The following is a 12231-nucleotide window of genomic DNA, read 5'->3' as shown; positions in this document are numbered from 1 at the left end:
CGGGTGGCGCCCCGCCCTCCCTTACTCGACCGTCACCGATTTCGCGAGATTCCTCGGCTTGTCGATATCCGCGCCGCGAATGCACGCCGCGTGATACGCGAGCAGCTGCAACGGCACGACGTGCAGGATCGGCGACAGCAGCCCGTAATAATCCGGCATCCTCAATACCGAGATGCCGTCGCCGTTGTCGATCCGCGTATCGGCGTCGGCGAACACGTACAGTTGCCCGCCGCGCGCCCTCACCTCCTGCATGTTCGATTTCAGCTTCTCGAGCAGCATGTCGTTCGGCGCGATCGTCGCGACCGGCATCGTGTGCGTGACGAGCGCGAGCGGCCCGTGCTTCAGCTCACCCGCCGGATACGCTTCCGCGTGGATATACGAGATCTCCTTCAGCTTCAGCGCCCCCTCGAGCGCGATCGGATAATGCAGCCCGCGGCCGAGGAACAGCGCGTTCTCGTGGCGCGCGAACTCGGCCGACCAGCGCTCGATCTTCGGCTCCAGCGCGAGCACGTCGGCGAGCGCCTCCGGCAGCCGCCGCAATTGTGTCGTGTAGCGCGCGAGCTGCGCGTCGTCGACGAAGCCGCGCAGCCGCCCGAGCGTGACCGCGAGGATGAACAGCGCGACGAGCTGCGTCGTGAACGCCTTCGTCGACGCGACGCCGATCTCCGGGCCCGCACGCGTGAGAAAACGCAGGCCCGTCTGCCGCACCATCGCGCTCGTCGGCACGTTGCAGATCGCGAGCGTGTCCGGATGGCCGAGCGATTGCGCGTACTTGAGCGCCGCGAGCGTATCGGCCGTCTCGCCCGACTGCGACACGACGACGACCAGCGTGTTCGGCATCGCGAGCGCATCGCTGTAGCGGTATTCGCTCGCGATCTCGACCTGCGAAGGCATCCGCGCGATCGTCTCCAGCCAGCGGCGCGCGGTGAGCCCCGAGTAATGGCTCGTGCCGCACGCGAGGATCAGCACGTTGTCGATCTGCTCGAACACGTGGCGCGCGTCCGGCCCGAACACCGCGGGATCGAACAGCCCCGCGTCGGGAATCGTCGCCGCCACCGCGTGCGGCTGCTCGAAGATTTCCTTCTGCATGAAATGGCGATACGGACCGAGCTCGACCACGCCTTCGCCCGTCGCGACAGTCTGCACCGGCCGCTCGACCTCGTGGCCGTTGCGATCGAAGATTCGCGCCTGGCCGGCCGTCAGCTCGACGATGTCGCCTTCCTCGAGAAAGATGAAGCGGTCGGTGATGCCCGCGAGCGCGAGCGCATCCGACGCGACGAAGCACTCGCCGTCCTTCAGCCCGACGACGAGCGGTGAACCGACCCGCGCACCGACGAGCCGCTGCGGCTCGGACTTGCTGAACACCGCGATCGCATACGCGCCGTGCAATTGCGCGGTCGCGTCGCGCACGGCCGCGAGCAGGTCGCCCTGGTACTTGCTGTGGATCAGGTGCGCGACAACTTCGGTATCGGTCTGCCCGTCGAATTCATAGTGTTGATCTGATAGTTGCGTGCGCAACGTTTCGTGATTCTCGATGATGCCGTTGTGCACGAGCGCGATCTCGTCGCACGAGAAGATCGGGTGCGCGTTGCAGGTCGCGGGCGCGCCGTGCGTCGCCCAGCGCGTATGCGCGATGCCCGTGCTGCCGGAGAGCCCGGCGCTCGCGACGTGCGCTTCGAGATCCGCGACGCGCGACACGCTGCGTTCGCGCCGCGCCGCGCCGTCGACGACGGTCGCGACGCCGCACGAGTCATAGCCGCGATATTCGAGGCGGCGTAAGCCTTCGATCAGGATCGGAACGATGTTCCGTTGCGCGACCGCGCCGACGATCCCACACATGACGCGTTACCTCCAGTGACATGCCCGGTGCCACGCGCACGAACGGCCGGCGCGCGGGCGGGACAATTCGGAATGACGGCCGCGGCCGTCGTGATGCAGGCGCAGGGCGGCGCGGTGCACGCGCATGGCGCGCGTGAACGAGCCGGCCGGAATGCCGATGGCCGCGCACGGCGATGCGGGCAGGGCCGGATGCAGCGACACCCGGTGCGCAAGCGCCCGGCACGGCGCCGGCCGGCTCGGCGTGCCGCGCGATCCTCGCGGGCGGTCGATGCGGGCGCGGCCGCACGCGTGCGCCGGGTGCAATTGCGCGCGACGGCAACCGGCCGGCAGACGCGGCGCGACGCGATGCGGGGCGGCGCAGCCGGACGGGCCGGTGGCGCGGCGAAGCGGCGAGGGCGCGTCGCCGGGATTGCGGTCATCGTCGACGCATGGCGTGGACGTGGCGGACAGTGTCGCAACGGCGCATCGTGCCGCCGGAACGCCGGCGCGTGACGGTCGCTCGCGGCGCAGTGGATCGGATGTGGTGTCTGGCTCAGGCGGACGGAGCCGCAACGGGCCAAGCGATTCGGCGTGTCGAACCGGGCAAGGAGAACGGCGGCGCCCATGGCGCGCGCAGCCCGGCATCATCGTCGGCCACAGCGCGAACGAGACCGCGGCGTATGACCGCAGCGACAGCGCCGCATCGTACGCGGCCAGCGCGCACGCAAACGCGAGCAGCAGCACGTCTTCGACGCAGTCCGACACCGCCCGCCAGTCCGTCATCGCTCGTCCCCGCGTCTGCGCCGAGGGTGTGGTCGGACGCAGACAGGATGCAAAAGGAGCCGGCGGAGCGTGCATCGATGTGCGGCGCCGCTTCCTGCCAGCGGTACCGTCGATGCCGATCCCTCGTGCCGTCTCCCGGCCTCGTTTCAGTTGCCGTTACCGTCTCGCTGTTTCCGGCTTGTCGTTCACGGATCGCGGACGGTGTTCACTGCGATCGAAGCAAGGGTTGAGCCATCGGTCGGCGCGGCCCGTCCGGCAAGGTGAGCGGCCGTCGTGAAAGGCCGCCGGGCGGGGCGGCCGGAGGTTTTTTGATTCATCGACGTATCAGCCGCCGGCGCAAGGTGCGGAGCGTGCCGGACACCGCGCAGCGGGGCACGGACACGCATCGCGGGCGACCCGGACGGGAATATTCGCGGTGCAGCATGCGCAGGTGGAGGTGTCTGGCGGTTCGATATGCGCGAGTCACTGGCTCACCGATGGAGCCTGACGAAGGGCGGCGGACGCTCGTTTCATGAACGCAACGTTTCAGTGCAGCGGGTCGTGACGGTTACGCCGCGCACGTGCGCTTCGGGAAAATCCGCATGCGCACGCAATCTTCAGCGCAGTGCGTGCGATGACGTTCGCCGACACCTGGATGCCGTATCGACATGCACGGAAGACGGTGGCCAGCGCGCCATTTCCGCTCGTGTGCCGCATGCTTCGTGATCCTGCGAAATGCAGCCGGGCCGCTTGCCGCCACCGACGAGCCCCACGCGCCGGTGGCGCGCCCAATCCCGTATCACGGGTGAAACGTTCAGGCTGGGCCGGGCGCGCCGATGCGCACGCCAGGTGACGCGCTGCCCGGACATGTCGAGGCTGGTTTGAAAATTGCAGCATCCGGGATGCCGACGCGCGTGCACGCAGAAGCGGCAATTCAACGAATTCGGCCGGGGAGACCAGCGGTTTGAAGAGGTACGACAGATGACATGACTTGCCACTCGCAACGAGATGGCGGGTACGAGGACGCTTCGCCGGCGCATGCCCCCACGACGAAACATCCCCGGCCTTCACGCAACGCGGCCGAATGCCTGCCGGTGCGGATCGGCCCGGCGGCCGGCGGCCGTATTGCGCCGCCCATCCCCCGTGCATGCGCGCGGGGCTGCCTCGCGCGCCTGGACGAACGGAATCAGGGAGCGATTCGAGGTTCGACATGCAGAAATTCTTGTTTGTGCTCGGCACGCGTCAGGAGGCGGTCGGGATGGCGCCGCTCGTGCGTGCGCTGAGGGCTCACGGCAACATCGACGCGAAGGTGTGCGTGACCGTGCGGCGGCGCGAGACGTTCGACCCGCTGCTCACGCTGTTCGACATCACGCCCGACTATGCGCTCAACCTGACGGACGCGGGCCACGGACACGCGGACGCGACGTCCGGCCTGCTGAATGCGGTTGGCGGGCTGCTCGACCGTCTGCATCCTGATACGGTGGTGGTCTACGGCGACACGATCACGACGCTGATGGTCAGCCTCGCGGCGTTCTACCGGTATCTGCCGGTCGCGCATGTCGAGGCCGGCCTGCGTAGCGGCGACATCTGGTCGCCATGGCCCGAGGAGCTGAACCGCCGCATCACCGATGCGGTATCGACGTGGCATTTCGCGCCGACCGAGCGCGCACGGCGCAACCTGTTCAGCGAGGGCGTGCCGGCCGACAGCGTCGTGCTGAGCGGCGACACGCTGATCGACGCGCTGCAGGGCGTGCGACGCATCCTGGAACGCGACGAGGCATTCGCCCGCACGATCGTCGAGCGCTATCCGTTCGTCGCCGGCGATGGCCGCATCGTGCTGATGTCCGGCCACCGCTTCTACAGCAGCGACGTGCGCGCGTGTTTCGGGCATGCGCTGCGCGTCCTCGCGAGCCATCATCGCGACGTGCAGTTCGTCTATGCGCTGCACGGCGAATCGGCCGTCGACGAGCCGATGCAAGCGTTGCTCGAGGGCATTGCAAACCTGCACGTGATCGAGCCGCCGGCGTATCTGTCGTTCGTGTTCCTGATGTCGCGTGCGCACTTCATCATCACCGATTCGTGCGGGATCCAGGAAGAGGCGCCGGCGCTCGGCAAGCCGGTGCTCGTCACGCGCGACACGTGCGAGCGCCCTGAGGCAGTCCAGGCCGGCAACGTGCGGCTTGTCGGGATGGATGCGGAGCGCCTCGTGGATGAAGCGTCACGCCTGATTACCAGCGACAGCGCGTATGGCGAGATGGCGCATGCGAGCAATCCGTACGGCGACGGTCATGCGTGCGAGCGGATCGTGCCCGCGCTGCTGAGCCGGCGGCATGGGTTGCCGAATGTCGTGAACTTCGGGATGGGTGCGGGAGAGATGCCGTATAACGCGCTGGCGCTGGGACTGCATGCGCTGCGTTCGGCCTGAAAAGAAAAACGCCGCGCGGTTTTGCCGCGCGGCGTCTGTTCTATTGGCGAGCCGCTTTGCCTGAGGGCAATGCGCGCTGCCGGACCCCTTCGATTGTTCGTTGGTAGGCTCGATTGGATTCGAACCAACGACCCCCACCATGTCAAGGTGGTGCTCTAACCAACTGAGCTACGAGCCTAGTGAAGCGGCGAATTATAGAGAGGGTTGGTGGGGGGCGCAAGCATTTTGATGAAAATTTTTTGAAGCGGGGTGTGGGCGCGGTGAGGAGGCGGTGTGCCGCTGCGCGTTGCTCATCGTGTGATGTCCCATGCAAGGCAAGGACGCAGGCGGTTTGCGTGTCGTTACGTGAAGGCGTATCGCGCGGAGCACGTGTGGGTCATGCACGACTTGGATGCGACGCGCTGTGAGGCACAGCGAAACGCATCCTTGCCGTGAAGTTATCCACACTCGCTTCTGGATAACCGCTTCGCAAGCCTCTGGATTCACAGTGGAACGATTGAGGATATCTGTGACGTCTGTGAATCGGCTCAAAAGTTGTTCTGTGCTCCACAGAACTTTGCACGCGAGTCGAGTGCGGTTATGAATTCCGCATCGCGTTGATTCTTCAGTGTGTTTTGGCAGTTATCCACAGCTTGGCGCGTGGCTTGTTAACTATCACTACGTATATATACACAAGAAGTCAAAACCATTGGATAAGCACAGGGCGGCGACTGTGACCTGTGCACGGACGACGTGAAATGCTGTGCGGCCAGCACAGCGTTGGCACAGAAATTCCTCTGTAGAATCGCGCACATCGACGCTGCGGAAGCCTTTCGTCGTGAGCCCGCATCCGACGTCGGTTCGGCTCAACACGTGTTCGTGGGATGAAGCCGGGTTTTCCTTTGACCCGCGATCGGACATCCACACAAGGCGAGCCGATGACGAACCAAGCGAAACAACTGGACGCACTCGATATCGACGTCGTCACGCGTCGCCTGCAGCAGCATTCTGGCGACATCGTTTTCGAACAGCGCGTATCGATACCCGAAGCCGACATCCTGTGCTGCCGCTACAAAGGTGAGCGATTCAACGTGAAATTCGACCTCGACTACGGGGTGTTCGTCGACAGGATCGGTGCACTGACCGATGACGACATGGCTGCCATCGTCCGATGGCTCACCGCTTGAAGTGATAGACGGACGATCTGACAATGGATCAAAGCGGCCGGATGCGCAAAACGGAACGTGAATCAACCATGAGCCAGAACATCACCTTGCGCGCAGCATCCCCGGCAGACTTGCCGTTTCTGCTGAGACTCCGCAAGCTCACGATGACCGAGCATCTGCAGCGGGTCGCGATGCCGACCGACGACGACACGCATTGGCAGCGCATCGGGTCGCACTTCGAGGACGCGAAGGTCATCTGCGCTGGGACCGAAAGCATCGGGCTGCTCAAATTGAGTCGGACGGGCAGTGAGTGGCATTTGCATCAGGTCCAGGTCATGCCTGCTTATCAAGGCCGAGGCATCGGCAACGGTGTTCTGCACGCCGTGCTGGCGGAGGCCACGCGTGAAGGTGCGTCGGTTTCGCTGAGTGTTCTTCACGGTAATCCGGCGCGTTGCCTCTATGAGCGGCTTGGCTTCAGGCTCGTCGCCGAAACTTCGGTGGACGCGAAGCTCGTCTGGCATGCTCGCGGCGAAGACGACGGGCGCCGGTGATGAAGCGCAGTGGCGAGATCGATACGGATACCGATAGCTGAAGAAGCAGAGGGCTGATTCGGTTTGTGGATATCCGACTGCCCAGGGAGTCGAAGTGCTGTGCGCAAGCGCGGAGCGACCCCATGTCGATGTCAGGAGATTCGCGTTCGATCGCGTTTCCCGCCGTTCCCGGCATCCCGCATTCGGTATGCCGACGCGTCATGCTCATTTGCCGAGCGCGTGTGCGCGAGTCGTCGACGGTTCGGTCCAGTCGTGCGTCGATGCCGACAGCAGCGATTCGGTCGCCCCATCGATCGCGAGCGGCAGCCCGACATCCTTCACGTGCGTCCAGCTCGCGGCACAGCGATCGACGTGTGGACATCGACCTCGAAAGCAGTCGGAAATGCTGTGTGTGGTATCGTGCGCGGCCGCGCGCATCGGGCAAGCGATGTGCAATCTGCGATGCGGCCGAACGGGAGCAGGTGTCTGCGAGATTGGCGGTACCGGGTTTTTCTCGTAGAGACCCAGGCAATTCAAGCGCAAGTGTCTGACCGCGCTGTTGGTTTCATTGTGGATAACAGTTCGCCAAGACCACTTGAAACGCTGTGAATCGGAAAGGTGGGAGCGATGCTTGCGAGTGAACGCATCGCGTCAATCGCCCGTCGCACGGGCGTTTTGCGCAGACGGACAGGGTGTTTCGATTGAAGCGTAAGCGGTTAGTGAGGGTGTCGTGCTTGTTGTGGATATCCTGCTCTCGAAATCACTCGGAATTCTGTGCATCCCGAAGGAGAGGGTGAGTGGCTTCGTTTGAAGACGCCGAGCCGCCGCGCTCGTTGTGGATATCCGATCCCCAAAACAACTCGAAACGCTGTGCATTTTGATGGTGAGGATGCGCGCCTTCGGTTGAAGGTGATGGATCGCCGCCCCGGTGTGGATATCTGACTCCAAACGGACTCAAAACGCTGTGTGCTTCGAAGGTGAGACGGACGCCCTAGATTGGGTGCATCACACGGTCGTTTCGGTTATGGATATCTGCCCTTCAAGCGACTCGAAACGCTGTGCAATCGAAAGGTGCGCGTGCGCCGCTCCGGCCCAGCCCACGGCGTTTTCCGGCGTTTAAGCGGTCGCGTCGGGCCGCCGGCGACGAACGTATCGCGCCGATCAAGTCTGCTCGTCGAGCGCCCGCGCGACCGCCTTTTCGCCGAGGCTATCCGCTTTCCCCACCACCGCATAGTTGAGCCCGTGCCGTGACCCATAGCGCGCGAGCAGCTCGCCGTCGACACGCTCGCCGGCCGCGAGCAGCCGATGCGCGGATTCAGGCGGCCGCACGTAGAAGCTCAGCGTGCGCCCCGCATCGTCTTCATACAGCACCATCGCCGCGGCGCCGCGCTCGGTCGCAAACAGACGCCCGCCAACCGGCCGGAAGCCCGCCGCGCTCAAATCCGGCAGCTTCGCGCCCGGACCGACGCCCTTGGTGAGCCACGTCTGCAACTCGCCCGCACTCGTCGGCGTGACATCCACGCGCGCGCTGCGATCGACGACCATCAGCTTGTATGCCTCGACCGCATCGCTCATCGGCGCGGCGGCCGCCGGCGCGTTCCACCCGCGCGCCTGCCAGCCGCCGAACGTGCCGAGGCTGATGCAGAGCACGAAGGACGCGGCCATCGCGAACCGCACCCGCGTGCGTTCGTTTCGGCGCGCGCGGATCGCCGCCGGATCGAGCGCCGGGTTGTCGTAAGGCGGCGGCACGCTCGCGAGCGCGGCCCGCAGCCGCTGCGCGTCCTGCTGCCAGCGCCGTACCTGTTCCGCGCGTTCCGGATGCATCGCGAGAAAGCGCTCGACCGTGGCGCGCGCGTCGTCGTCGAGCTGGCCGTCGACGTAGGCGTGGAGGTCGTGTTCGTTGGGTGGGATGTTCATCAGAATTGCTCCGAGAAACGTCGCTCTTCGTGGCGATAGGTGAATGACGTCCCGCCATCGGGCAACAGCCTCAAGATAAGATCATCGACATGATCGTCGTCTACCGATATCGGGTGAAATCGCTGAGTGGCTTGCTGAATCAGCAAAGCCGCGCGGTGAATTTCATCTGGAATTTCTGCAACGATACGCAGAAGCACGCGCTCAAATGGGGCAAGCGTTGGCCTACGGGTTTCGATCTGAATGTCCTGACGACCGGTAGCAGCAAAGTGCTTGGCATCCATTCGGGTACGGTGAATGCCGTGTGCGAGCAGTACGCAAGCTCCCGCAAACAACACAAGCGTCCTTACCTTCGCTATCGAGGGAAGAAGGCACTCGGTTGGGTCCCGCTCAAAGGGCGTGACCTGAAGCGGGAAGGTGACGCATTTCGTTTTGCAGGCAACACGTTTCGTGTGTTCCACTCGCGCCCGCTTCCTGACGGGAAAATCAAGGACGGTACGAATTTTTCGCGTGACCGACGCGGCAATTGGTTCCTCAATGTAGTGATTGAAGTCGCCGATGCGCCTGCGCGCACCCCACTTTGCGGTGTCGGTATCGACCTCGGCTTGAAAGACTTCGCAACGTTTTCGACCGGAGAGAAGATCGAGAACCCGCGTCTTTTGCGGCAGCTCGAAATGAAACTCGCCACCGCGCAGCGTGCTCGCAAGAAGCGCAGGACGACCAATATTCACGCTCGCATTGCAAATGCGAGGAACGATTTTCTGCACAAACTCTCGACCGGCATCGTTCGGGAGTTTGATTACATCGTAGTAGGAAACGTGAATGCATCCGATCTCGCTAGGACCAGCATGGCGAAGTCGGTTTTCGATGCAGGCTGGTCGTCCTTCCGACGGATGCTTGCGTACAAGGCTGTTAAGCATGGCGCATGGTACGAGGAAGTGGACGAACGATTCACATCCCAAGCGTGCTCGCGCTGTGGCGCTATTTCGCCCGGCAGTCCGAGAGGTAGGGCCGCTCTTGGAATAAGGCATTGGGTATGCAGTGGATGCGGTGCTGGTCATGACCGTGATGTGAACGCTGCTCGAAATATCCTTGCCCGATCGGGGCATCGATCGCCAGTGGTGGGAATCTTCTGCCTTTGGGCTGGAGAGAATGTCAATTCATCAACCGCAGGGAAGGAGCGGGGATTTCGCCGTCGCTGAGCTGGCGCAGCGCCTGCCGCGCGCGGGAGAGCCGCGACATCACGGTGCCGATCGGCACGTCGAGCAGATCGGCGACTTCCTGGTAGCTGAAGCCCTCGACCGCGACGAGCAGCAGCAGGCTGCGCTGCTCGTCGGAGAGGCGGCCGAACGCTTCGAGCGTCGCGCGCGCGGCGAACTCGCGTTCGGCGGACGGCCAGTGCGGCTCCTCAGGTTCCTGCAGGCGGCCGAGCAGCCACGCGTAGCGTTTCGCGCTGCGCCTGGTGTCGAGGAAGCGCCGGTACAGGATCGTGAAGAGCCAGCTGCGCAGCGACGCGTCGTCGCGGCGGCTCGACCAGCGCGACAGCGCGCGCTCGAGCGCCGACTGGACGAGATCGTCGGCCGCGTGGACGTCGCGGGTCAGCCAGAGCGCGAAGCGGCGCAGCCGCGGGAGCAATTCGCGCAATTGGTCGTCTAGGTCGGTCGGGCGCATGGCGGGTCAGATGCCGAGGCGGCGTGGGTTCATCGCGTAGGACGTCGGTCGCGCGGGGTTATTCCACCAGCTTATGAAAAATTTCTCGATGGAATAAGGCGGGCCGAGCGGCGTCCTACGGCGGTTCGACACAAGACCGTGGTGGTCGGGAGTGCATCTCATGGAACGATCTTCTTCTTCACAACGCGAGCCGGGGCGAGGGTTATGGCGCTGGGCAGCGATCGGCGGGGCCGTGGTGGGCGTGGCGGCGGCGTTCGGGTATGTCGGCGGGTGGCTCGCGCCGGGGCGGTTGACGCCGCACCGGCTCGTCGATGCGCTGCAGACGAATGGCGGCATGCATCCGGGGTATCGAAGGAATCACGCGAAAGGCGTCTGTGTGAGCGGTTACTTCGAAGGAAACGGCGCGGCGGCTGCGTATTCGACCGCGCCCTTTTTCAAGGCGGTCAGGACGCCGGTGGTGGGGCGCTTCGCGTTGCCGGGCGGGAATCCGTATGCGCCGGACAGCAGCGTGCCGATCCGCAGCCTCGCATTGCGGCTTACCGCGCCGGATGGAGAGCAATGGCGGACCGGGATGAACGCGATGCCCGTGTTTCCTGTGGCGACGCCGGAAGCGTTTTATGCGCTGACGCAGGCGGGAACGCCCGATCCGAAGACCGGGAAGCCGGATCCGGCGAAGCTCAAGGCGTTTTTCGGGGCGCATCCGGAGACGGCGGCGTTTCGGGAATGGGTGAAAGGGGCGAAGCCGAGTGCGAGTTATGTCACCGAGGCTTATTACGCGTTGAATGCGTTTTATCTCGTGGATGCGGCGGGGAAGAAGCAGGCGGTGAGGTGGCGGGTGGTGCCGGAGCAGATGACAGGCGCGGGGGATGTCGCGACGGCCGGGGATCCGAATGTGTTGCAGGAAGACCTGACGCGGCGGATCGCCGGCGGTGCGCAGCGGTGGAAGTTGCTGCTCACGCTCGCGGAGCCGGGGGATTCGGTGGACGACGCGACGAAGGTCTGGCCCGCGCAGCGGACGACGATCGATGCGGGGACGCTGGTGCTCGATCACGTGGCGGCGCAGGACAGCGGGCCGTGCAGGGATGTGAATTACGACCCGACGGTGCTGCCTGACGGGATTCAAGCTTCGGGGGATCCGTTGCTGGCGGCCAGGTCGGCGGCTTATGCGGATTCGTATCTGCGAAGGACGAGTGAAGAGGCCAGGGTACCTGGGGCCGGGCGTGTGAAATCGGAGGGAAGGTGATGAAGACGACTTTTAGTCTGCCGGCGAGGGTGCTGCATTGGGGCATGGCCGCGATGATTGTCGCGATGCTGTTTATCGGGGTGGGGATGGTGGCTTCGGTTTCCGAGCGGCATGCGGTGCTTGTTTCGATTCATAAGCCGCTTGGGGTTGCGGTGCTGGTGCTGGTTTGTGTGCGGGTTGTCGTGCGGTTGAGTTCTCGGCCGCCGGCGTTGCCTGAGGATTTGCCATGGTGGCAGAAGGTCGCCGCGCATGGATCGCATCTCGTGCTGTACGCGCTGATGATGGCGATGCCGTTGATCGGGTGGGCGATGCTATCGGCCGGTGGGTATCCGGTGACGCTCGGGGGTGGGGTGCAGTTGCCGGCGATCATGTCGGCTGATCCTGTGGCGTTTGCGTGGCTCAGGGTCGCGCATCGATTGTTGGCTTATGTCTTCTTTGCGACGTTTCTCGCGCACTTTGCTGCTGCCCTCTATCACGGGTTGATTCGGAGAGATGGGGTCATGAGGGCGATGGTGGGGAGGTAAGGACGGTCGCCGTTTCTGAAGCCGCGTGTTCCTCGCGGTGTCCTCGACTGCCATGCAGCCTGACCTCAGGTCCGTCACAGTTTGCTAAAAGCTCCCGTGCGCGGCAGCGCACGGGGGCTGTAAAATTTATTTCACAAACCCCTTGCGCTTGGCGCGGGAGCTGCCTAGAATCACGCCTCTTTCGCGCTGACGGCAACGT

The 12231-nt window shown here is 64.3% G+C and carries 10 protein-coding genes and 1 tRNA gene; 6 read left to right on the top strand and 5 right to left on the bottom strand.

Translation table 11 applies throughout. The annotated features are described in order from the left end of the window. Nucleotides 1-21: 21 nt before the first annotated feature. Together glmS and ACV22Z_RS28435 are read right to left on the bottom strand one after the other, a co-directional pair. Complete coding sequence (glmS, locus tag ACV22Z_RS28440; RefSeq protein ID WP_448079583.1) at nucleotides 22-1839, bottom strand: glutamine--fructose-6-phosphate transaminase (isomerizing); 1818 nt, start codon at nucleotides 1837-1839, stop codon at nucleotides 22-24. A 6-nt stretch (nucleotides 1840-1845) separates the two neighbouring features. Next, complete coding sequence (locus tag ACV22Z_RS28435; protein WP_448079582.1) at nucleotides 1846-2601, bottom strand: hypothetical protein; 756 nt, start codon at nucleotides 2599-2601, stop codon at nucleotides 1846-1848. Nucleotides 2602-3790: 1189 nt separating this feature from the next. Here ACV22Z_RS28435 and wecB point away from each other — a divergent pair. After that, entirely contained in the window at nucleotides 3791-5005 is a 1215-nt protein-coding gene (gene wecB / locus ACV22Z_RS28430; RefSeq protein WP_448079581.1) for a non-hydrolyzing UDP-N-acetylglucosamine 2-epimerase, read from the top strand. Between the two features lie 101 nt (nucleotides 5006-5106). Here the strand turns inward: wecB and ACV22Z_RS28425 are convergent. Then, nucleotides 5107-5183, bottom strand: a tRNA-Val gene (locus tag ACV22Z_RS28425). Between the two features lie 739 nt (nucleotides 5184-5922). Here ACV22Z_RS28425 and ACV22Z_RS28420 point away from each other — a divergent pair. Both ACV22Z_RS28420 and ACV22Z_RS28415 read left to right on the top strand, forming a co-directional pair. Next, nucleotides 5923-6171, top strand: coding sequence for a hypothetical protein (locus tag ACV22Z_RS28420; protein ID WP_448079580.1), 249 nt, complete (start codon nucleotides 5923-5925; stop codon nucleotides 6169-6171). 68 nt (nucleotides 6172-6239) lie between these two features. After that, nucleotides 6240-6701: a GNAT family N-acetyltransferase gene (locus tag ACV22Z_RS28415; RefSeq protein ID WP_448079579.1), complete on the top strand. Its 462-nt coding sequence runs from the start codon at nucleotides 6240-6242 to the stop codon at nucleotides 6699-6701. A 1140-nt stretch (nucleotides 6702-7841) separates the two neighbouring features. Here ACV22Z_RS28415 and ACV22Z_RS28410 read toward each other — a convergent pair. After that, the gene (locus tag ACV22Z_RS28410) at nucleotides 7842-8597 is read right to left on the bottom strand and encodes an anti-sigma factor family protein (protein WP_448079578.1); all 756 of its coding nucleotides are present in this window, start codon (nucleotides 8595-8597) and stop codon (nucleotides 7842-7844) included. An 89-nt stretch (nucleotides 8598-8686) separates the two neighbouring features. Between ACV22Z_RS28410 and ACV22Z_RS28405 the strand changes: the two genes are divergently transcribed. After that, entirely contained in the window at nucleotides 8687-9796 is a 1110-nt protein-coding gene (locus ACV22Z_RS28405) for an RNA-guided endonuclease InsQ/TnpB family protein (protein WP_448079577.1), read from the top strand. On the opposite strand, the gene ACV22Z_RS28400 is transcribed toward ACV22Z_RS28405, so the two are convergent. Continuing rightward, complete coding sequence (locus ACV22Z_RS28400; protein WP_448079576.1) at nucleotides 9750-10265, bottom strand: sigma-70 family RNA polymerase sigma factor; 516 nt, start codon at nucleotides 10263-10265, stop codon at nucleotides 9750-9752. The two genes, ACV22Z_RS28405 and ACV22Z_RS28400, sit on opposite strands and share 47 nt — an antisense overlap. A 160-nt stretch (nucleotides 10266-10425) precedes the next feature. Between ACV22Z_RS28400 and ACV22Z_RS28395 the strand changes: the two genes are divergently transcribed. Both ACV22Z_RS28395 and ACV22Z_RS28390 read left to right on the top strand, forming a co-directional pair. After that, nucleotides 10426-11508 carry a catalase family peroxidase gene (locus ACV22Z_RS28395; RefSeq protein ID WP_448079575.1) on the top strand — a complete coding sequence of 361 codons (1083 nt, stop codon included), beginning with the start codon at nucleotides 10426-10428 and terminating at the stop codon, nucleotides 11506-11508. Further along, a complete protein-coding gene (locus ACV22Z_RS28390; RefSeq protein ID WP_448079574.1) occupies nucleotides 11508-12032 on the top strand; it encodes a cytochrome b in 525 nt (174 codons plus the stop codon). The genes ACV22Z_RS28395 and ACV22Z_RS28390 overlap by 1 nt, the downstream gene beginning before the upstream one ends. Nucleotides 12033-12231 lie beyond the last annotated feature (199 nt).

It is taken from the genome of Burkholderia sp. PU8-34 (genome assembly GCF_053427725.1).
The sequence above is the reverse complement of the archived record's forward strand: the minus strand, read 5'-3'. Positions and strand labels throughout refer to the sequence as shown.

Bases quoted from the DNA above. Each gene is read 5' to 3' on its own strand.
- ACV22Z_RS28405 (WP_448079577.1), top strand. From the start codon at position 8,687: ATGATCGTCGTCTACCGATATCGGGTGAAATCGCTGAGTGGCTTGCTG.
- wecB (WP_448079581.1), top strand. From the start codon at position 3,791: ATGCAGAAATTCTTGTTTGTGCTCGGCACGCGTCAGGAGGCGGTCGGG.
- ACV22Z_RS28400 (WP_448079576.1), bottom strand. From the start codon at position 10,265: ATGCGCCCGACCGACCTAGACGACCAATTGCGCGAATTGCTCCCGCGG.
- ACV22Z_RS28395 (WP_448079575.1), top strand. From the start codon at position 10,426: ATGGAACGATCTTCTTCTTCACAACGCGAGCCGGGGCGAGGGTTATGG.
- glmS (WP_448079583.1), bottom strand. From the start codon at position 1,839: ATGTGTGGGATCGTCGGCGCGGTCGCGCAACGGAACATCGTTCCGATC.
- ACV22Z_RS28420 (WP_448079580.1), top strand. From the start codon at position 5,923: ATGACGAACCAAGCGAAACAACTGGACGCACTCGATATCGACGTCGTC.
- ACV22Z_RS28435 (WP_448079582.1), bottom strand. From the start codon at position 2,601: ATGACGGACTGGCGGGCGGTGTCGGACTGCGTCGAAGACGTGCTGCTG.
- ACV22Z_RS28390 (WP_448079574.1), top strand. From the start codon at position 11,508: ATGAAGACGACTTTTAGTCTGCCGGCGAGGGTGCTGCATTGGGGCATG.
- ACV22Z_RS28415 (WP_448079579.1), top strand. From the start codon at position 6,240: ATGAGCCAGAACATCACCTTGCGCGCAGCATCCCCGGCAGACTTGCCG.
- ACV22Z_RS28410 (WP_448079578.1), bottom strand. From the start codon at position 8,597: ATGAACATCCCACCCAACGAACACGACCTCCACGCCTACGTCGACGGC.